The following is a 20743-nucleotide window of genomic DNA, read 5'->3' on the forward strand; positions in this document are numbered from 1 at the left end:
CCTATTATTCCAAGTCGTCTTCGTCGTCCATGATGAAATCGTCCTCGTCGTCCTCATCATCGTCAAAGTCGTCTTCGTCCTCGTCCGACAGGACGCCGTCCATCAGCAGATCGTCGGCGTCCTCCACGGAATAGCCGTCCAGATCGTCCGCCACGTTTTCTTCGTCGAACATGGCGCTGCTGCGGTTGAAGCCCATATCATCGTCATCGTCGAAGTTCTGCCGCAGATCGACCACATCGCCGTTCTGATCCAGCACATTGACGTCCAGACCCAGGGACTGCAGCTCCTTGATGAGCACCTTGAAGGATTCCGGGATACCGGGGGTGGGAATGTTCTGCCCCTTGACGATGGCTTCGTAGGTCTTGACACGACCCACGACATCGTCGGACTTGACGGTGAGTATCTCCTGCAGGGTGTAGGCGGCGCCGTATGCTTCCAGCGCCCACACTTCCATTTCGCCGAAGCGCTGTCCGCCGAACTGCGCCTTGCCGCCCAAAGGCTGCTGGGTGACCAGGGAGTAGGGACCCGTGCTGCGGGCATGAATTTTATCGTCTACCAGATGGTGGAGCTTCAAATAGTACATGTAGCCCACGGTGATGGGATTGTCAAAGTACTCGCCGGTCCTGCCGTCACGGAGCCAGAACTTGCCGTCCTCGCTCATGTCCACCATTTTCAGGCATTCCCGGATATCGGATTCCTGGGCGCCGTCAAAAACGGGGGTCATGATCTTCCAGCCGAGAGCCTTGGCAGCCATGCCCAGATGGACCTCCAGCACCTGACCAATGTTCATACGGGAAGGCACGCCCAGGGGGTTCAGCACGATATCCAGCGGGGTGCCGTCGGGCAGGAAGGGCATTTCCTCCTCCGGCATAATGCGGCACACAACGCCCTTGTTGCCGTGACGGCCTGCCATCTTGTCGCCCACGGAGATCTTTCTCTTCTGGGCGATGTAGCAGCGCACCACTTTATTGACGCCGGGGGACAGCTCGTCATGGCTGTTTTCCCGGGTGAACACGTCCACATCTACCACTACGCCGTATTCGCCGTGGGGCACCCGGAGGGAGGTATCCCTCACCTCTCTTGCCTTTTCACCGAAAATGGCGCGGAGCAGCCGCTCTTCCGCGGTCAGCTCGGTCTCGCCCTTGGGGGTGACCTTGCCCACCAAGATGTCGCCGGCACGGACGTCGGCGCCTACACGGATAATGCCCCGGTCGTCCAGGTCCTTCAGCAGGTCGTCGTTGACATTGGGGATATCGCGGGTGATCTCCTCGGGACCCAGCTTGGTGTCCCGGGCTTCCATTTCGTACTCTTCAATATGAATGGAGGTGTACACATCGTCCCGCACCATTTTTTCATTGAGCAGCACGGCGTCCTCATAGTTATAGCCTTCCCAGGTCATAAAGCCGATCAGGGCGTTGCGCCCCAAAGCGATCTCACCGTTCTTGATGCCGGGACCGTCGGCGATGACGTCCCCCTCCTCCACGCGGTCGCCGATGGAGACCACGGGCACCTGATTGATACAGGTGCTCTGGTTGGAGCGCATGAACTTGATGATCTCGTAATCGTCAATGTCGCCGTTGTCGGCGGTAACCCGCACCAGATCGGCGCTGACGGATTTGACCACGCCGCCGCGCTTTGCCAGCACGCACACGCCGGAATCCACGCCGGCCTTATATTCCATGCCGGTGCCGATGATGGGGCTTTCGGTCTTCAGCAGCGGCACTGCCTGTCTCTGCTGGTTGGAGCCCATCAGGGCGCGGTTGGTATCGTCATGCTCCAGGAAGGGGATCATGGCGGTGGCGACGGAGACCACCATGCGGGGGGTGATATCCATGTAATCCGCGCGGGAGGCTTCCACCTCCACAAATTCGTCACGGTAACGACCGACCACCTTGGGGCGGGCAAAACGTCCCTTTTCGTCCAGGGGTTCGTTGGCCTGCGCCACGATGAAATCATCTTCCATGTCGGCAGTCATATAGGTCACTTCATCGGTGACCACGCCGGTCTTCTTATTCACCTTGCGGAAGGGCGCTTCGATAAAGCCGTATTCGTTGATACGGGCAAAGGTCGCCAGATAGGAGATCAGACCGATGTTGGGTCCTTCGGGGGTTTCCACAGGGCACATGCGCCCATAGTGGGTATAATGTACGTCACGGACCTCAAAGCTTGCCCTGTCGCGGGACAGACCGCCGGGACCCAATGCCGACAGACGGCGCTTGTGGGTCAGCTCTGCCAGAGGGTTTGTCTGATCCATGAACTGGGATAACGGGGAGGAACCGAAAAATTCCTTGATCGCCGCCACAACGGGACGGATATTGATGAGCGAATGGGGGGTCAGCTGCTCCTGATCCTGCGCCTGCAAAGTCATGCGCTCCCGGATCACCCTCTCCAGACGGGAGAAGCCGATACGGAACTGGTTCTGCAGCAGCTCGCCGACGGAACGGATACGGCGGTTGCCCAGATGGTCGATATCGTCGGTAACGCCCAGCCCCACCGCCAGGCAGTTCATATAGTTGACGGAAGCAAAAATGTCGTCCACTGTGATATGGTTGGGGATCAGGTCCTTCCGGCGGGCTTTCAACGCGGCTTTCAACGCGGCTTCATCGTTCCCGGAGGATTCCAGAATCTCCTGCAGGACCTGAAAGCACACGCGCTCGTTTATCTCGCATTCGGCTTTGGCGTCGAAATCCACATATTTGGAAATATCCACCATGCCGTTGGAAATGATCTTGACCTCCTTGTCGCCTACGGTCACCACAGCGACCATGACGCCGGCGTCGTCCATCTGGCGGGCAAGCTCACGGTTCACAGTGGTCCCGGCTTCCGCCAGCACCTCGCCGGTGGCGGGGCTGACCACAGGCTGGGACAGGGTCTGTCCCACAAGACGACCCTCCAGGTTCAGCTTCTTATTATATTTGTAGCGACCCACCCGGGAAAGATCGTACCGGCGGGCGTCAAAGAACAGACCGTTGATGTGCGCCTGGGCGCTTTCAATGGTGGGAGGCTCGCTGGGGCGCAGCTTGCGGTAAATCTCAAACAGCGCTTCCTCCGTGGTTTTACAGGTATCCTTTTCGATGGTAGCCCGCATTCTGTCGTCGTCGCCGAAGAAATCCAGCAGCTGCTGGTCCGTACCCAGACCAAGGCAGCGCAGGAACACGGTAACGGGCATTTTCCTGTTCTTGTCGATCCGGACGTAGAACACATCGTTGACGTCGTTCTCATATTCCAGCCATGCGCCGCGGTTGGGGATAATGGTGGAGGAGAACAGTTCCTTGCCGGAACGGTCGTAATCCATCTTATAGTATACGCCGGGAGAACGCACCAGCTGGGAGACAATAACGCGCTCCGCGCCGTTGATGACGAAGGTGCCGCTCTGGGTCATCAGGGGGAAATCGCCCATGTAGACCTCGGACTCCTTGATCTCTCCCGTTTCCTTATTGAGCAGGCGCGCAGTCACCCGGAGAGCGGCGGCGTAGGTTGCATCACGTTCCTTGCATTCCGATACACTGTAATTAGGCTTGTCGTCCAGCTTGTAATCCACAAAATCGAGAACAAGGTTATTGTTGAAATCCGTAATGCCGGAAACGTCCTCGAAAACCTCTTTCAGACCTTCGTTCAGGAACCACTGATAGGAGTCCTTCTGGACCTCGATCAGATTGGGCATTTTCAGAACTTCCTCGATTTTGGAAAAGCTCATGCGAGTATTCTTGCCTAATTTTACCGGTTTTACATTCACCATTGGCACAGCCACTCCAATCTTTTCATACAGTTATTTGGTTTTTCACATTCGTTCGACATAACGGGTAAAAGCCCTTGCCGTATTTTACAGGGAAGTAAAAATTTTCGACAAAAAAATCATTTTTCCATAAATCCGGGGTTGATTCTTTGTCTAACCTGTGCTATACTGACAAAGGTAATAAGGATACTTCTGCCCATTATGGTGCAGTATATTATTGTATAACAGAATTTTCCTTTTGTCAACCCCCTTTCCGGGGTTCTTTTTCTATTTTTGCGAAAAAAGAGACGGTCGAAAGACCGTCTCTTTTTGTTTCCTCATTTTTCCGTATTCCCTTCCAAATTTTCAGGGGCTGCTCCTGCGCCGTACCGCCTGTCCCAGATAAAACAGGGCTGTTCCCAGCACAGCGCCCAATAGGCAAAACAGCGTGGGCGCCAGAATTATCAGGCTGACAAGCTGCGCGTAGTTCACTGTGTGCGACGCTGCAAGCTCCAGCACGAGCCACAAGAGGACCAGCAGTGCCGGGAACAGCCACCGCACCAGCCGCTTGCCGTGCTTCAGCGCGGCATACTGCGCCCCCGCCCCAATCAGCAGGCAGAGGGTCAGCGCGATCCATGCCCCGGGCAGCAGCCCTCCGCCGAAAAGCAGCACAAGAACTGTGTAAGTCCCCATTTTCATTCTACCTCCCGGCAGATCATTTCAAAATTGTAGGAATCCAATTCCTCCCGCACCTTTTCGGAAATCTCCTTGTAAATACCGTGCAGCTTGCACCCTGCCCTGCCGCAGCTGTATTCCTCTTTCTCACAGCGGCAGAGCATATACGGACCCTCTACGGATTCCACTACTTCCCGCAGGGTGATCTCCGCCGGCGGCTTTGCCAGCATATAACCGCCCTTGACACCCTTAAAGGAACACACCATGCCCTGGCTGACCAGGTCCCGCAGGATCTTCAGGCAGAACCGCAGGGGAACATCGACCTGCTCCGCAATGGTTTTTGCATCGCAGCGTTCCGGGTGCTCCGTCAGATATTCTACGATCCTCACGGCGTAGTCCGCTTCCAAAGTCATTACCATATTTTTACTCCATTTGCACTCACTCTTATACCTCCCCTTTCAGGGGAGGTATAAAGGGGGTTCTGGTGGTGGGGAAATCCAAAAAGCCTGCAATCTTATTTTGCTGCTTATTTCAACAGATAATATCTTCCGTCTGCTGTTTTTGCCAGAATGCCCTGTCTGACCAGCACATCGTTCACCCTCGGGAACGCCCGGGGGTTGAACACCCCGGCAGCCTCCAGCGTTTTTGCAGTTTGCTCTGAAACCGCGCCGCACTTTTTCAGCCGCCTGATAATATAATTTCTTCTAATGATCGGAACAGGAACTACAAAGCCCATGCCGCAGCCCTCCTAATCCAAAAAATCCTTGAGCCGCTTGCTGCGGCTGGGGTGGCGCAGCTTCCGGAGCGCCTTGGCTTCGATCTGCCGGATACGCTCCCGGGTGACATTGAATTCCTTCCCCACCTCTTCCAGCGTCCGGGAACGCCCGTCCTCCAGACCGAACCGAAGGCGGAGCACCTTTTCTTCCCGGGGGGTCAGGGAATCCAGCACACTGTTCAGGGTCTCCTTCAAGAGCGTGTGGGAGGCGGCGTCCACCGGGGCGGGAGCGTCGTCGTCGGGAATGAAGTCCCCCAGATGGCTGTCCTCTTCCTCGCCAATGGGGGTTTCCAGGGAAACCGGCTCCTGCGCCACCCGCATGATCTCCCGCACCTTGTCCACGGGCATGTCCAGCTCGTCGGCAATTTCCTCGGCGCTGGGCTCCCTGCCGTTGGCGTGGAGCAGCTGGCTGGATACCTTTTTCACCTTATTGATGGTTTCCACCATGTGGACGGGAATGCGGATCGTTCTCGCCTGGTCGGCAATGGCGCGGGTGATCGCCTGTCTGATCCACCATGTGGCATAGGTGGAGAATTTGAAGCCCTTGGTGTAGTCAAACTTTTCCACAGCTTTGATGAGACCCAGATTGCCCTCCTGGATCAGGTCGAGGAACTGCATTCCCCTGCCCAGATACCGCTTGGCAATGCTGACCACCAGACGGAGGTTCGCTTCGGAAAGGCGCTTTTTGGCGGCTTCGTCGCCGTCAGATATGCGCACCGCCAGCTCTACCTCCTCCTCCGGGGTGAGCAGGGGCACCCTGCCGATCTCCTTCAGGTAGACCTTGACCGGGTCGCCGATGGATACGCCGTCCATGCCCATGCTTGGGTCGGAGCTGTCGGTGCTTTCCACCTCTTTGGCAAGCTCGGCTTCGTCGATCTGAATGTCGTCGAAATCGTCCTCGACGATCTCCACGCCCTCGGACTCCAGGGAATCGTAAAATTTCTCAATATGCTCGGGGTCAAACTCCAGCTCGCCCAGAGCGTCCAGAATTTCCTTGGTGCTGAGCTGTCCCTTGCTCTTCCCCATTTCCAGCAGGTCCTTCATCACTGTTCTTTTGTCAGGTTGTGCGCTCATATGTCCCATTCCTTTCTTTTTCGCCAGCGGGGGAAGGTTACTCCTCCTCCGGCTTTGCTGTCTTTCCCTGTCTGAGCCGTGCTATATATTCCTGCAGCTCCTCGCTGGAGGCGTTCTGAATGTTTTTGGGGTCTGAAAAGCCCCGTTCCTGCAACAAAATCCTGGCATATTCCTGTACGTCCGTCCAGGTGGGCGGCGCGCCGCTGTGTTCCGTCATAATGCGGGTCAATTCGGAAATCTCGTCGGAAGTCAGTTCCTCCATAAAATCCGTGAGGGAAACATCGCCGTATCTAGCTTTCCCCAACAAAATTTGGTATACTCTGCGATTCCAGTCCGTGACGAATTTTTCCGGCGGGATCAGGGCTTGCACCTCTTTCGCCCGCTCCTGGTGGCGAAAGAGGAAAGCGATGATATTTTCCTCCGCCTGCGCCGCTTTCAAATTTTCCGCTTTCTCCCGGTTCAATACCGACTGCAGACCTGAAATCTGTGTTTGAGACTTGATAAGCTCCCGTTTCTTCTTTCTGCTTTCCTGCGCCGCCAGCCGGTTCGCGGTGTCCAGAATATTTTCTTTTTTGACGTCGGTCTCCTGCGAAAGCTTCCCGGCGTAAATATCCCGTTCCATTTTGTCCAGCTTTGCCAGGACGTTTTCGGAAGCGTCCCGCAGGTAACGGGTCTTCCCGTCTTCGGTGGCAAGGTCATATTTGCTGCGGATCTTCCCCAGGCGGTACTCGGTGTCGTTTCCTCCGGCTTCCAGCAGCTGCTTGAAGCGCAGGGGACCGTCCTTGCCATAGGAGCGCATGAACTCGTCCGGGTCCTTATTGCCCGGCACGGTGACGACCTTCACCAGCAGCCCGGTGTTTTTCAAAATGGGGATCGCGCGCTGGGTGGCACGCTGCCCTGCTTCATCGGAATCATAGCAGATGACTACCTCGTCGGCATAGCGCCGCATGATGCGCGCCTGCTCCTCGGTGAGGGACGTGCCCAGGGAAGCGATGGCGTTGGTGAAGCCCGCCCGGTGCAGGGCGATCACGTCCATGTAGCCCTCCGCTAAAATCAGCTGCCGGGCGCCGGAATCCTTGGCAAGGTTCATGGCGAACAGCCCGCTGCTTTTATGGTACACCAGGGTGTCCCCGGTATTTATGTATTTGGGCTTTTCGTCCGTGAGGATCCGCCCGCCGAACGCCACCACGTTGCCGCGCAGGTCAAAAATCGGGAACATGACCCGGCTGCGGTAGCGGTCGTACGGATTGCCGCGCTTGGACATTCGGGCAACGTCCGCCGCCTGCATTTCCTCCTGGGTGTAGCCTTTGGAGCGGAGATGGTTCACCAGCGCGAAGCCGCTGTCCGGCGCATAGCCCAAGCCGAACCGCTTGATGGTCTGGGCGTCCAGACCCCGCCGCTTCATATAGTCCAGACCGGGCTTTCCCTCCGGGGTGGAAAGGACTTTATAGAAAAACCTGCCTGCTTCCCGATTGATCTCCAAAATCCTGGTGCGGAGCCTCGACATGCTGTCGTCCACCCCGTCCTCCGGGACGGTCATGCCAGCCCGCTGGGCAAGCCACCGCACCGCGTCGGGGAACGCAAGGTTCTCCACGCCCATGACGAACTGGAACACCCCGCCGCCCTTATTGCACCCAAAGCAGTAAAAGGAATTGCTTTCCGGGTAAATATTGAAAGAAGGGGTCTTTTCATTGTGAAAGGGACACAGCCCCAGAAGGTTTTTCCCCCGCCGCTTCAAATCCACATAGGAGGAAGCAATGTCGGCAATGGGGCTGCGAGCGTCCAGCTCTTTGAGAAAGCTGTCGGGAAAGGGCATTGGATTTCCTCCTTTTTTAGATTCTGGATACTGGGATCAGGGCTGCAAATGATGATCCAGCGTTTTTAGCGGAACTGTTTTCCCTGACCGCCGCTTTCGCACATTCGGGTTATCCCTTTTCGATCGTGCTGCCGTGTGCGATTTTTTCTTTTTCGGCGGGGGACTTCGTCCCCCGCCTGCCCCCATAAAGGGCAGGCAGCCTGAGAATTTCAAAGCGGGACTGCCGTTCCTGCGGGGCACGAGACTTAAATCGCTTATTTGTGCTATGTCCGCACTCCACCAGCTAACCACTAGCTCCTGATGTTCCAGGCCTTGGGAATAAACAGCTCCTCATAGCACGCCACGGCATAATGGTCGGTCATGCCTGCCACATAATCGCAGGCGGCGACCTCTTTTCCCTCTTTTTCGGCGATCTCCTTCATATAATCCGGCAGGAAATCCGGGTTCTGGAAATGGGTGAACAGGCTCTCCATGATATGCGGGACCTTTCTTTCCTCTTTCTTGGCGTATTCATTCAGATAGACCGCTTCAAACATGAAGGCGCTCAGCTCATCGTAAGCCTGAAAGGTCTCCTCGTCCATGTCGATTTTCCCTTCCGCGCTGTTTTCCACCACAGACTTGATCAAGGCGGTGATCCGCTGGGTCTTGGAGTTCCCCAGCACCCGGGTGATCCGCCGGGGGATATCCTCCTCCCGCATCACTCCAGCCCGGATCGCGTCGTCGATATCGTGGTTTATGTAGGCGATCTTATCCGCCCAGCGAATGATCTTCCCTTCGGCGGTATCCGCTTCCGTGCCCACGGTATGGCACAAAATTCCGTTGCGCACCTCATAGGTCAGGTTCAGCCCTCTGCCGTCCTTTTCCAGCCTGTCCACCACCCGGACGCTCTGCTCGTAGTGCCGGAACCCGCCGTCCATCAGAACATTCAGCGCCCTCTCCCCGGCGTGGCCGAAGGGAGTGTGCCCCAGGTCATGGGCCAAAGCAGCCGCTTCCGTCAGATCCTCGTTGAGCTGTAAGGCTCTGGCAATGGTGCGGGCGATTTGGGAAACCTCCAGCGTATGGGTCAGGCGGGTGCGGTAATGGTCGCCCTCGGGGGCTAAAAATACCTGGGTCTTATGCTTTAAGCGGCGGAAGGACTTGCAGTGAATGATCCTGTCCCGGTCCCGCTGGTAGGGCGTGCGCATTTCGCACTCCGCTTCCGGGCGCGCCCTGCCCCTGGTGGCGTCGGAAAAAGCGGCATAGGGCGCAAGGGTCTCCCGCTCCCGCTGCTGTGTCATTTCTCGAATGGTCATGAAGCCCGCCTCCTGCCTGTGGGGAAACGCAGCGCCGAAAAGCCGCCAATTTCCTCTGTTTCGCTGATATATACGTTTTTCCTTTGAAAAATACTTTTTGGGGCGGAAAATTTTTCAAAAAAATTCAAAAAAGCGTTTTCCCTCTTCTTTTACGATCCCTTTTCCGCTGGTGGCGTCCGCCAGCCGTTTTTGGAACGCGCCAAGCTCCTCCGGGGCTAAATGGAACCGAAGCGTGACATTTTCCAGAAATTCCGTGTCGTCGATGACGCCGCCGCATTCGGGAATGACCCCCTGCACCCTGCCGTAGAGGGAATAATCACAGGACGCGCTGAGCAGCAGGCATTCCCGCATGGTGACCTTACGGGCAGCCTCAAGGGCGATGGTCGCCGTGTGGGAATAGGCGCGGATCAGCCCGCCCCCGCCCAGCAGGATACCGCCGAAGTACCGGGTGGCGACCACCACCACGTCGGTGACGCCGGACTTTTTCAGGGTGTCCATGACCGGGATCCCCGCCGTGCCCTGGGGCTCGCCGTCATCGGAAAAACGCTGCACGCCGCTTTCCCGGAGAATGTAGGCGTACACATTGTGGGAAGCGTCCCAGTATTTTGTTTTCAGGGCGGCGATAAAATCCAGCGCTTCCTGTTCGGTCTTCACCGGGCGGCAGCTGCCGATAAAGCGGGACTTCTTCTCTATGAATTCGTCCTGCCCCTCCGCCTGTACCGTAAGATATTCCATGGCGCTTCCTCCCGCGTTTTAATAGACAAATTCGGGCGGCGCTGAATGCGCCGCCCGAACGGTATCTCCTGCTTTACTTCTTGTCGTCCGTCATGCCGTAACGCTTCTTGAACATATCCACGCGTCCGCTGGTATCCACCAGCTTCTGCTTGCCCGTAAAGAACGGGTGGCACTTTGAACATATTTCGACTTTGATATCCTTCTTGGTGGAACGTGTCTTGATCACGTTGCCGCAGGCGCAGGTGATGGTGGTCTCCTGATAGTCGGGATGTATATTCTGTTTCATCTTCGGTTTCACCTCTTTACAGACAGTAATATTGCTCGAATCCAAGTAAGCATATCACATTTCACGGAAAAATGCAAGAAAAATTTCCGGGAAATTTCAGGAAACGGGGAACACGCTTATTTTGTGCCGAAATTCTTTTCGTAATCCTCGTAGTTGCCATACTTGCGCCAGATGTCGATCATCATCTCGTACCGCTCCAGGGGAAGCCCGGTGTAGGCGCAGTTGGAGGTGGAGAACACATAGCCCCTGCCGTTTGCCATGCCCTCCCGCAGGGAACGCATCACGTCCTCACGGCATTCCTCGTCCGTGCCGGTCTGGAGCAAAGCGCAGCTCACGTTGCCCACCAGAGCGATGTCGGGTCCCACGATCCTGCGCACCTCGGGGATCGTCACGCCGCCCTGGGGGTCCAGGGAATGAATGGCGTCCGGCTTGCAGTCCGCGATCTGCTTGGCGATGGGAATGATGTTGCCGTCGGTGTGCTTGATGGTATAGTATCCCATCTCCCGGTACCCGGCGATCACGTCCCGCAGATAGGGGACGATCAGCTCATCGAACTTTTCCGGGCTGAAGAAGGGATTGGTGTTAAAGCAGTAATCGGCGCACATGGTAAAGCCGTCCACCAGATGTCCCATCTGGTGGAGCTTGGCGGCGATTTCCAGGCACTCGTCCAGCCTACGCTTGGAGACCTCCTGAAGCTTTTCCGGCTCCTCATACATCTGCTCGGAAAATTCCATCATGTGGTCGCCGTCGGGAATGGACCATGTGGGGTCGCCGTGCATCATGATGTAATACTCGTCCCCGCTCTTTTCCCGAATGGTTTCCAGCAGCCACTGGGTGCTTTCCAGGTCGCTGGGGTTGGGCTGTACAAAAATAGCGCTGTGGTCGTACCGTTTGGCGATATCCACGTAAAGCTGCGCCATTTCGTCCATGTGCAGGTTCCGTTCCACCTGGCTCATCTGCTTCCACTGGGCATAGTGCCGCTGGGAATCGTGCACCTTGCCGAAGGCTTCCATGGTCAGGAAGAACACCACCTCAAAGGTGGGGACCTGTCCGCCGATCGGCTCGCAAAGCAGCGTTTTGATAAAGCGTTCTCGATGTGTCATTTTTCTCTCTCCCCTGTCACCCGGCAGATTTTTTGAACGCCCGGGTGCGATCTCGAGGATATTATAGCAAGTCCGCCGGGAAAAGCAAGCTCTTTTTGAGAAGTTTTTGAAACTGTTTTTCCCCTGCCTTTTCCGGCGCGCAGCACAGGGCTCAAAGCCGCGAAAGCAGCCGCTTCCGCAAGATCAAAATAGAAAAAAGGCAGAGCCAAAGTTATTCGGCTCCGCCCTTTTGTTTTCCAATTCAAAGCAGCGTTCAGGGGCGGAACACGTCCCCGGCGTACAGGTCCTGAAGCAGGACGGTCCCGGAAGCGGTATCCACCAGCTCGATGCGGTCGCAGAGGGGCTTGCCGCAGGTGTATTCCTCCCCGGCGGTCTCCTGCCCGTAGGTCAGGGTAAATTCCAGCCGCCATTTGACAGCGCCGTCTGTAGCGGAGCGCCGGTCGAGGATACGCTCCGGGTCGGGAGCGGCCATGCCGGTCAATTCCCCGTTCTTATAGAAGCGCAGCTCCACTTCAGGTTCTTCCACATCGGCGAGCAGGACCACCTGATCCTGCCAGGGCTTGCCGGGAAGATTGTACCCCCGGACGGATTCCACCAGATAGCCGCCGGAGAAATCCGGGTGGGGCTGGTAAGAAGCGCTGTCCAGCTTCTGATAGCCCTCTCTCTCATAGGTTTTGGTATCCAGCGCTTCGCCGGACTTCAAATTGATGGTAAATTCGGCAAAAACGCCGGGCTTTTCCGATTCCCTGCGGGAATCCTGCGCGGTGCGGTCCACGTCCAGCAGCCGCAATGTCACGACCTTACTCTTGGCGGCGGGGGCGGTGAACAAAAATTCCCGTTCCAGCCTGCCGGAAGTGTGGTCGGATCCCGGCTGGGGCGGCTGGGAAATCTCCCGCAGGGCTTCCCCGTTTTCGTCCAGCAGCACCGCCGTGCCGATGGGAATGCGGTTATCGCTCAAAAGCGTGTCCGCTTCCACGCCCCAATCGGGAGTGGTCAGGCAGAGCTTTACATAGCCGGGGGTGCCCACGGCGCTTTCCAGCCGGACGCCGTTGTCCTCGGCGGTAAAGGAGCCGCTGTAATTCTGGGAGGTGTCGGCGGTCAGGGAAAAGGCGGCGGTAAAGCCTGTGGGGATCGTTTCCGGGGCGGGGGCGCCCTCATAGCCAAAACCGGGGTAACGCCCGTACAGGCTGTCAAGCTTCAGGAGGAAATATCCCTCCGCCCCATGCTCCAGCCGCTCCGGCAGCACTGCTACCAGGGGTATGGCGCATTTCCCTGAGGTGACGGCGGCGCCGTCGAACTGGGGGGAGATCACCTGCGCTTCCTTGCCGTTGACGGTGAGGGTGATCCCGGCGGGGCTTTTGCCCGCGGGAATTTCAGTGGCGTTCGTCAAGGCAAGCTCCTGATATTCCTCCGCCTGTTCGGGGCAGTCAAAAATCAGGGAAGCGTACAGGTATTCGCCGTCGCAGAAAGCTTCGTCCACGGTGAGGGAATAGCCGGAATCCACAGCGGCAACGGCCGGCAGCTCCAGCTTTTTCAGGCTGGCTTCATAGGTGCCGAGATTTGCGCCGGGAGTCACGGTCATCTCATTGATCCGCGCAAACACGCTGCCCAGCCCGGGAATGCTTTCCGCAAAGGCGGGGAACGCGGCGTTCACCCCAAAGAGCAGCGCCACGGCTGCCGCAAAGCTGGCGGCGGCGCAGGCGGTCCGCTTCCACATTCTGCGGGGAGCAGAAGCTTTCCCGCTTTGAGCGTTCATTTTTTCCACGGTATCCCGGAGCAGCGAATCCCGCGCCCGGTTCTTTTCCATGATGGTCCGATAGGTGTTTTCAATCATGCTGCATTCTCCTTTCATCTGCCGAAATCGTCCTTCAGGCGCTTTTTCAGCATTTCCCTTCCCCGGCTGAGCCTTGTCCGCACCGCATTGGGGGAAAGCTCCAGCACCCGGGCGATGGTATCGGTGGTCAGGTCCTCAAAATAGAACAGGTGGAGCACTACACGGTACTTTTCCGGCAGCCTGCCCAGCGTGTCGAACAGCTCCAGCTCCGACTGTGTTTCCAGCGTTGGAGCTTCCTCCAGGGGCGCGGTACGGTGGCGTTTCTGGTAGCGCCACGCCTTTTTGCAGACATTCAGCGTCACCCGGAGGAACCACGCCTTCTGGTGCTCCCTGCTTTCAAACACGGGCTGCCTTTTCATGTAGGCGAGGAACACCTCCTGAAAGGCGTCGTCGGCTTCCACCCGGCTGCGCAGCTGGGACAGCGCCAGCGAATAGACCGTGTCCGCGTATGCCCGGACCACTTCCTCCGCCGTGGCGGGCAGCGTCTCTTCCCTGTCCAGGGGAACCGGCTTCCCGGCGGCTGCAAAACCTGCTTCCATAGGCTTTTCTCCTTTCTGCTTTTGCCTGTAATATCCCGCGGCGGGGGAAAATGTTACAACTCTCTGCTTTTTCTTTTTCCTTTCTCCCAGTATAACAAAAAAACCGCAAAAAGAAAGGGGCGCAGCGCGTGCGTCCCTTTCCTTTTTCTGTAAGGTCATGCAATTTTTCCAAACGGCGACCGCTGGGATACCGTCATTCATTCATCTGCCGGCGGAGAAAAAGAAGCAGCTTTTTTTCCCGGCGGCTGACCTGCACCTGGGTCATGCCCAGCAGCTCTGCGGTCACGGTCTGGGTCTTGCCCTGAAAATAGCGGTATTCCAGCAGCTTCCTGTCCCTTTCCTCCAGCGTTTGCAGCAGCTTGTACAGGGTCATGCGTTCTGTCACGGCTTCCTCCGGGGCTTCCACGGGGATCTCCAGCCCGTCCTCCCCGGCGCTCAAGGATACCGGGCTTCTGGACACGCCCAGGGCAAGCGCCGTCTTTTCCGGGGTCAGGTGCAGGCGCTCCGCCAGCTGGACTACGGTTGGGGTCTGCCCCGTTTCCTCCTGTAGGGCGGTCTCCGCCTCCCGCGCCTGCCTGCCAAGCTCCTGCATGCTGCGGGAAATTCGGAGAGGCCTGCCCTGTCGGAACAGCAGGCGCACCTCCCCTAAGATCACGGGGACGGCATAGGTGGAAAATTTCACGCCGCGGGCGCTGTCGAAATGCTCCGCCGCTTTCACAAGCCCCACGCAGCCCGCCTGGAACAGGTCCTCGTACTCCACGCCCTTCCCGGAGAACCGCCGGGCGCACAGGTGGACCAGCCCCAGGTTCTCTTCAACAAAGCTCTGCTGTTCCTGAGAAACAGCCATGCCTACGCCTTGGACTGGAAGAGCTTTGTCAGGGTCACGCTTGTCCCCCTGCCGGGCGCGGAGGTCACCCGCACCTTGTCGCAAAAGCTCTGCATGACGGAAAATCCCAACCCCGCACGCTCCTCCCCGCCGGTGGTATAGAGCGGCTCCATAGCTTTTTCAATATCGGGAATGCCGCATCCTCTGTCGCGGACACGCACCACAGCCCTGCCGTTTTCAAATATTTTTACCGTTATGTACACCAGCCCGATGGCGTCCCGGTAGCCATGGACAATGGCGTTGGTCACCGCTTCGGAAACGGCTGTTTTCATCTCCGTCAAATCGGAAACGGTGGGGTCAAGCTGGGCAAGAAAGGCGGAAACCGCCGCCCGCCCAAAGCTTTCGTTCACCGAATTGGAGGGAAAGCATATCTGTGTCTGATTGATCGGTTGCTGCATCAGCCAGCCCTCCTTTCAATGGCGGCGACGGATTCTATCCCCGACAGCTCCACCATTTTGCTGAGATAGGAGGACAGCCCGCACAGCACCACGTGCCCCTTCCAGTATTGATAGAGCCGTACCCTGCCCAGCACCAGACCCACGCCGGAGCTGTCCATAAAGGGCACGCCGGTAAAGTCCAGCCGCAGGCAGTAGGGCTTCAGCTTTTGGGAGGTGTCGTCGATGATCTCCCGCATTTCCCCGGCGCTGTGGTGGTCGATCTCCCCGCTGAGCCGGGCGGTGAGCACGCCGTCCTTATAGCTTAACTGCACGTTCATAGGATCACATTCCTTCCGAGTTTAGTCTTTCGCCGTCAGATTTCAGCAGATAGAAAAAAAGAAAGCCCTGAAAAGAACGGCTTGTCCGCTCTTTTCAGGACTATTCTATAAGATGCAAAGCAAATATTTTGGGGAAGCGTGTCGTGGGAAAAGTATTTCGTTATGAGCTGTTAGTTGTTAGAGGAAAAGCCGCTGCAAAACGAATACTTTGGGGAAACGCGTCCCTTACAATCCATGGGCTGCCCCTCACTGAAACGCCTTTAAGGATTCCTCGATCATGCGCACCTTTTCCCGGAGCTTTTCCGCGTTATCCTTTACGCCGTCGATGACGTTTTCGGGCGCTTTCCCGATAAAGGCTTCATTGGAAAGCTTGGCTTCCGCGTTTTGCAGCTGCTTTTTCGCGCTTTCCAGCTCTTTGGTCAGGCGGGCGGTCTCGGCAGCCTTGTCCACCAGGTCGTCCATGGGCAGATAGCCCTTGCAGGCGGCGGTGACTACTGTGACCGCGCCATCGGGCACAGCGATGCTTTCGCCGATCTCCAAGCCGCTGCAATACGCAAGGCGGAGAATGGCTTCCCGCTCGGTTTCAAAGGCGGCGGGAGCGGAGGTTTCCACGTAGAGGTGCGCCTTCTTTGACGGCGGCACGTTCATCTCGCTGCGGCGGGTGCGCACGGCGGTGATCAGTTCCATCACCTTTGCCATCTCCGCTTCCTCTTTGGGGAAGAACAGGCTCTCGTTAAATTCGGGCCATTTGGCAACGATCAGGGCGGGAGTGTCGTCCTCCCGGGGCAGACTCTGCCAAATTTCCTCGGTGACAAAGGGCATAAAGGGGTGCAGGAGCTTCATGGTGTTGCAGAGCGTCCAGCACAGCACCTGACGGGCGTTCTGCGCGTCCTGCTCATCTTCCCCGTTCATGCGAATTTTGGCAAGCTCGATGTACCAGTCGCAGAAATCGTCCCACAGGAAATCGTAGAGCTTCGCCACGGCAATGCCCATCTCGAATTTGTCCAGATTTTCCGTCATTTCCCTCGCCACGCTCTGGAAACGGCTGAGGATCCATTTGTCCTCCAGCGACAATGCCTCCGGCAGGGCGCAGGGAACGTCTTTCCCGTCGATGTTCATATGAATGAACCGGGCGGCGTTCCAAATCTTGTTGGCGAAATTCCGGCTGGCGGCAACCTTTTCATCGGAGAACCGCATATCGTTTCCGGGGCTGTTTCCGGTCACCAGCGTAAAGCGCAGGGCGTCCGCGCCGTACTGCTCGATGACCTCCACAGGGTCGATGCCGTTGCCCAGGGACTTGCTCATCTTTCTGCCCTGGGCGTCACGGACCAGCCCGTGGAAGAACACGGTCTTAAAGGGGATCTCCCCCATGTGCTCCAGCCCGGAGAAGATCATTCTCGCCACCCAAAAGAAGATGATGTCGTAGCCTGTTACCAAAGTATCGGTGGGATAGAAATATTTCAGCTCTTCCGTATTCTCAGGCCAGCCCAGCGTGGAGAATGGCCACAGGGCGGAGGAGAACCAGGTATCCAGCGTGTCGCTGTCCTGCCGGAGATGTGTGGAGCCGCACTTGGGGCAGACGGCGGCGTCCGTTTCGGAAACGATGGTCTCGCCGCAGTCCTCGCAGTACCAGGCGGGTATCCTGTGCCCCCACCAGAGCTGGCGGGAAATGCACCAGTCCTTGATATTGTCCATCCAATTGTAATATACCTTATCCATGCGCTCGGGAATGAACCTGATCTTCCCGGTCTTGACCGCGTCAACGGCGGGCTTTGCCAGCGGCTCCATTTTGACGAACCACTGGGTGGAGACCCGGGGCTCTACCACGGTATGGCAGCGGCTGCAGGTGCCCACGTTGTGCTTGATGGGCTCGATCTTGACAAGATACCCCCCCGCTTCCAAATCCTGCACGATCTGCTTTCTGGCTTCCAGAGCGGGCATTCCGGCGTACTTTCCGCCGTTTTCATTGATAACGCCGCCATCGTCCATCACATTGATGACGGGCAGGTCATGGCGGCGCCCGACCTCGAAGTCGTTGGGGTCGTGGGCAGGGGTGATCTTCACCACGCCGGTGCCGAAGTCCATTTCCACATATTCGTCCGCCACAATGGGAATTTCTTTATTCACCAGGGGCAGGATCACGTTTTTGCCCACGAGGTGCTGATAGCGCTCGTCATCGGGGTGGACCGCCACCGCGGTATCGCCCAGCATGGTTTCCGGGCGGGTGGTGGCAAGCTCGATATACCCGGAGCCATCTGCCAGCGGGTAGCGCAGGTGCCAGAAGGAGCCTTCCTTTTCCTCAAAATCCACCTCGGCGTCGGAAATAGCGGTTTTGCAGTTGGGGCACCAGTTGATGATGCGCTCGCCGCGGTAGATCAAGCCCTGCTCATAGAGCTTTACAAACACGTGGCGCACCGCTTTGGAACAGCCATCGTCCATGGTGAAGCGCTGGCGGTCCCAGTCGCAGGAGGAACCCAGCAGCTTCAGCTGCTCGATAATGCGCCCGCCGAATTTCTCTTTCCACGCCCAGGCGCGTTCCAGAAAGCCGTCTCTGCCGATTTCTTCCTTGGTGACGCCCTCCTGCCGCATGGCTTCCACGATTTTCGCTTCTGTGGCGATGGAGGCATGGTCCGTGCCGGGCAGCCACAGGGCGGAATAGCCCTGCATCCGCTTCCAGCGAATGAGAATGTCCTGCATGGTTTCGTCCAGCGCGTGCCCCATATGCAGCTGCCCGGTGATGTTGGGCGGGGGGATCACGATGGTATAGGGTTTCTTTTTGGGGTCCGGCTCGGCATGAAACCAGCCGCCCTGCATCCAGAAATCGTAAATGCGCCGCTCTACTTTTTGCGGTTCATATGCCTTGGCAAGCTCTGTATCCACGTTTCTTCACTCCTGTATTTTCTATAAAAATATCTTTCTTCCGCACAGCATCTGCGCGGGGTGCGGTTTTGCACCCTGAATTTTTATTATCTTATTTTCCTGCCCATTTGTCAACAAAAGCCGGAAAAATTCTGCAAAAAAGAGCCGTCCAAATGGGCGGCTCTCAGAAATTTCACAAAATGCGGCAAAAATCAGGCCGCCGGCTGTTCCAGATCGGCAAATCGAGAAAAATGGACGGAAAAAAGGCTTTGCGGTGCGAAGTATTTTTCAGCGGCGTTTTACCGGCTGACTGCTACTCCAAGCTGGCAAATCGAGTGAAGACCGCGGCGGCGGCGCAGCGGAGGGTGTTCCCCCTGGGGGAGAAATAGCCCTTGTCGTCTCCTTTGACCAGCCCCAGGGCGTAGCATTCATAGACGGCAGTCCTTGCCCAGGAGGAGATGGAAGCGTCGTCCGGGAACACAAAACCCGTCCCCCCTTGCGTTTCACCCAGCGCCTGAGAAATGGTCACACACATTTCCTCCCGGGTGATGGGGGCGTTGGGGCGGAAAGTGCCGTTGCCGTTGCCCTTCATAATGCCGGCTTCCTTTGCCCACGCGATCGCCGGGGCGTACCACTGGGCAGCGGAAACATCGGTAAAGGAAGAGCCACTGTAGCCCGTCAGGTCAGCGCCAAGCGCGTTTGCCATCACGGTGGCAAATTCCGCCCGGCTGATATTTTTCATGGGGTTGAAGCAGCCGTTGTCGTCGCCCTGGAACAGCCCCAGCTGCGCGGCGTTTTCCACATCGGCATAATACCACGCGCTGCGGCGCACGTCCGGGAACCTGAGGGCTTCGTAATCCCTGCCGAGATAGACATAAGCCGTTGTGTTCTTTGCGGGGAAGCCCAGGGTGACCGGGTTCAAAATGTTATCCTTATCTTCCTCCAGATAGACATTATAGGGGTTTTCCTCGATATGGGTCTCCTGCTTGGCGAAGGCTTCCCCGTCTATCACAGTCTGGGAACCCACCAGGAAATATTCATATTGAACACTGTCCCCGTAGTCGTCGTCCCAGGTCAGGTCCACATTGTACCACTCACCGTCGTCCATCTTGACATTGTTCCACATATGGGTGGCGCTGGAAGCAAGGGTGCAGGGGATCTCCAACAGGTCGCAGACGATCTTAAAGGCTTTGGAATAGCCATCGCACACGGGCTCGTAGCTGTCGCCGGAGATCAGGGCGCTGTAAGCGGTATGTGCCAGCTCGTTGTCGGGGTCGCCGTAGACGTTAGCCGCCGCCAGCGCGTCATGGATCGCCTTCACTTTGCTGTAGGTGTCGGGGGCGGCAGCCGCCTGCGCGGCGACAGCCTGCGCCTGCGCCAGCATATCCGCCTGCATACTGCGCTCCAGGCCGCCGTATGATAGATGGAAGTCAAACATCACGTCGGTGATCTTCGCGGCGGAGGAGCCTGACACAGTGACCTTATACCCATAGCGCATGGTGCCCAGCCAGAGAAGCTCCGGGCAGTCGTACCGCAGCGCCACGATGGCGGCGCACAGGTCGGTATAAATTCCTTTTTCCGTGGCAACGGCGGCGCGGCTGGGGGTAAATATCCCGCCGGAGATGGTGCCCGCCATGGTGGTACCTGTGATCCCCTCCACCTGCACCGTGGCGCGGCGGTAAGAAACACCCTTGTACTGCACCTGCGCGGAAGCCATGATCCTGTCGATGGAAATGCTCTTCAGCACGTCATAGCATGCCTGCTGACGCTTGGTGAGCTGTCCGTACATCGTGCCATCGGGAGAGGCAGCGGCAAACAGGACGGCGTTGTTTGAAGCGGAAGCTTCGCCGCCCAGGCTCTCGGTGTTTTCCACCATGGCGTCATAGCCGCCTTCCCCGTCCGGCCTGCGCTCGATCTCCACCTCAACAGGCAGCGCCTCGGCACTGTCCGCTGCCAGCGCTGGGGCGGGCAGCATGGCAAGCAGCAGAAGAACCGTTAAAAGCAGGCTGAGGAACCGAACGCTCATTTTTTTCATAGTCAAAGCCACCCCTTCTCCACAGATATGCGGAAAGCATTTGTTCGTATATGGAAACAGTAACTTTATTATCTCTGAATCCCGGCGCAAAGTCAATCTCTATTTTCCGAATTTCCCCTGATTTTTCCGCAAAAAGGGAAGCGGAAAAAATTGGCAGGAGCATGGGAATCTCCCAATTTTTTCAGGAATCTCCGGGGCTTTCACCCTTTGGAAATTTGGAGCAAAGGCAAATAAATTGTGAATTTTTCCCAAGTGGGTTGCAAAACAAGGAACGCCGTGCTAAAATGTAACCAATTTGTAACTTTTTCCTCCGTCCTGTTATCCTTTTGAAATTTTTAGAGATGGGCGGGGACAATTTTTGAGTTTTAGAAATGCGAGGGAATCACCCATGATACGAAACCGAA

The 20743-nt window shown here is 57.1% G+C and carries 18 protein-coding genes; 1 reads left to right on the forward strand and 17 read right to left on the reverse strand.

The features are described 5' to 3' along the window. Positions 1-4: 4 nt before the first annotated feature. The 17 genes from rpoB to AB8996_RS00740 form a co-directional block, all read right to left on the reverse strand. Positions 5-3739 (reverse strand): DNA-directed RNA polymerase subunit beta, encoded by a 3735-nt coding sequence (rpoB, locus tag AB8996_RS00660; RefSeq protein ID WP_369297042.1) that lies wholly within the window; start codon positions 3737-3739, stop codon positions 5-7. A 342-nt stretch (positions 3740-4081) separates the two neighbouring features. Next, the gene (locus tag AB8996_RS00665) at positions 4082-4408 is read right to left on the reverse strand and encodes a hypothetical protein (RefSeq protein ID WP_369297043.1); all 327 of its coding nucleotides are present in this window, start codon (positions 4406-4408) and stop codon (positions 4082-4084) included. Positions 4409-4410: 2 nt separating this feature from the next. After that, positions 4411-4809 carry an Rrf2 family transcriptional regulator gene (locus tag AB8996_RS00670; RefSeq protein ID WP_369297044.1) on the reverse strand — a complete coding sequence of 133 codons (399 nt, stop codon included), beginning with the start codon at positions 4807-4809 and terminating at the stop codon, positions 4411-4413. Positions 4810-4916: 107 nt separating this feature from the next. Continuing rightward, a complete protein-coding gene (locus AB8996_RS00675; RefSeq protein ID WP_369297045.1) occupies positions 4917-5126 on the reverse strand; it encodes a hypothetical protein in 210 nt (69 codons plus the stop codon). A gap of 12 nt (positions 5127-5138) precedes the next feature. Then, positions 5139-6239, reverse strand: a complete 1101-nt coding sequence (gene rpoD / locus AB8996_RS00680) for an RNA polymerase sigma factor RpoD (RefSeq protein ID WP_369297046.1) — start codon at positions 6237-6239, stop codon at positions 5139-5141. Positions 6240-6276: 37 nt separating this feature from the next. Further along, positions 6277-8055, reverse strand: coding sequence for a DNA primase (gene dnaG / locus AB8996_RS00685; protein WP_369297047.1), 1779 nt, complete (start codon positions 8053-8055; stop codon positions 6277-6279). 290 nt (positions 8056-8345) lie between these two features. Beyond that, positions 8346-9347: a deoxyguanosinetriphosphate triphosphohydrolase gene (locus tag AB8996_RS00690; RefSeq protein ID WP_369297048.1), complete on the reverse strand. Its 1002-nt coding sequence runs from the start codon at positions 9345-9347 to the stop codon at positions 8346-8348. Between the two features lie 114 nt (positions 9348-9461). Beyond that, positions 9462-10082, reverse strand: coding sequence for a YigZ family protein (locus tag AB8996_RS00695; RefSeq protein WP_369297049.1), 621 nt, complete (start codon positions 10080-10082; stop codon positions 9462-9464). A 73-nt stretch (positions 10083-10155) separates the two neighbouring features. Further along, a complete protein-coding gene (rpmE, locus tag AB8996_RS00700) occupies positions 10156-10368 on the reverse strand; it encodes a 50S ribosomal protein L31 (RefSeq protein ID WP_369297050.1) in 213 nt (70 codons plus the stop codon). Between the two features lie 116 nt (positions 10369-10484). Beyond that, the gene (locus AB8996_RS00705) at positions 10485-11471 is read right to left on the reverse strand and encodes a uroporphyrinogen decarboxylase family protein (RefSeq protein WP_369297051.1); all 987 of its coding nucleotides are present in this window, start codon (positions 11469-11471) and stop codon (positions 10485-10487) included. Between the two features lie 253 nt (positions 11472-11724). Beyond that, the gene (locus AB8996_RS00710; RefSeq protein ID WP_369297052.1) at positions 11725-13305 is read right to left on the reverse strand and encodes a DUF4179 domain-containing protein; all 1581 of its coding nucleotides are present in this window, start codon (positions 13303-13305) and stop codon (positions 11725-11727) included. A 14-nt stretch (positions 13306-13319) separates the two neighbouring features. Beyond that, the gene (locus AB8996_RS00715) at positions 13320-13844 is read right to left on the reverse strand and encodes an RNA polymerase sigma factor (RefSeq protein ID WP_369297053.1); all 525 of its coding nucleotides are present in this window, start codon (positions 13842-13844) and stop codon (positions 13320-13322) included. Between the two features lie 193 nt (positions 13845-14037). Then, positions 14038-14691 (reverse strand): sigma-70 family RNA polymerase sigma factor, encoded by a 654-nt coding sequence (locus AB8996_RS00720; RefSeq protein WP_369297054.1) that lies wholly within the window; start codon positions 14689-14691, stop codon positions 14038-14040. 2 nt (positions 14692-14693) lie between these two features. Further along, positions 14694-15128, reverse strand: a complete 435-nt coding sequence (gene spoIIAB / locus AB8996_RS00725) for an anti-sigma F factor (RefSeq protein ID WP_369297055.1) — start codon at positions 15126-15128, stop codon at positions 14694-14696. After that, a complete protein-coding gene (locus AB8996_RS00730; RefSeq protein WP_369297056.1) occupies positions 15128-15445 on the reverse strand; it encodes an anti-sigma factor antagonist in 318 nt (105 codons plus the stop codon). The genes spoIIAB and AB8996_RS00730 overlap by 1 nt, the downstream gene beginning before the upstream one ends. Before the next feature lie 246 nt (positions 15446-15691). Further along, on the reverse strand, positions 15692-18325 hold the full coding sequence (locus AB8996_RS00735) for a valine--tRNA ligase (protein WP_369297057.1): 2634 nt from the start codon (positions 18323-18325) through the stop codon (positions 15692-15694). 292 nt (positions 18326-18617) lie between these two features. After that, positions 18618-20339, reverse strand: a complete 1722-nt coding sequence (locus AB8996_RS00740) for an S-layer homology domain-containing protein (protein WP_369297069.1) — start codon at positions 20337-20339, stop codon at positions 18618-18620. Between the two features lie 50 nt (positions 20340-20389). Between AB8996_RS00740 and AB8996_RS00745 the strand changes: the two genes are divergently transcribed. Beyond that, on the forward strand, positions 20390-20629 hold the full coding sequence (locus tag AB8996_RS00745; RefSeq protein WP_369297058.1) for a hypothetical protein: 240 nt from the start codon (positions 20390-20392) through the stop codon (positions 20627-20629). Positions 20630-20743: the final 114 nt, after the last annotated feature.

This window comes from uncultured Neglectibacter sp. (assembly GCA_937958185.1).
Lineage (GTDB): Bacteria > Bacillota > Clostridia > Oscillospirales > Acutalibacteraceae > Acutalibacter.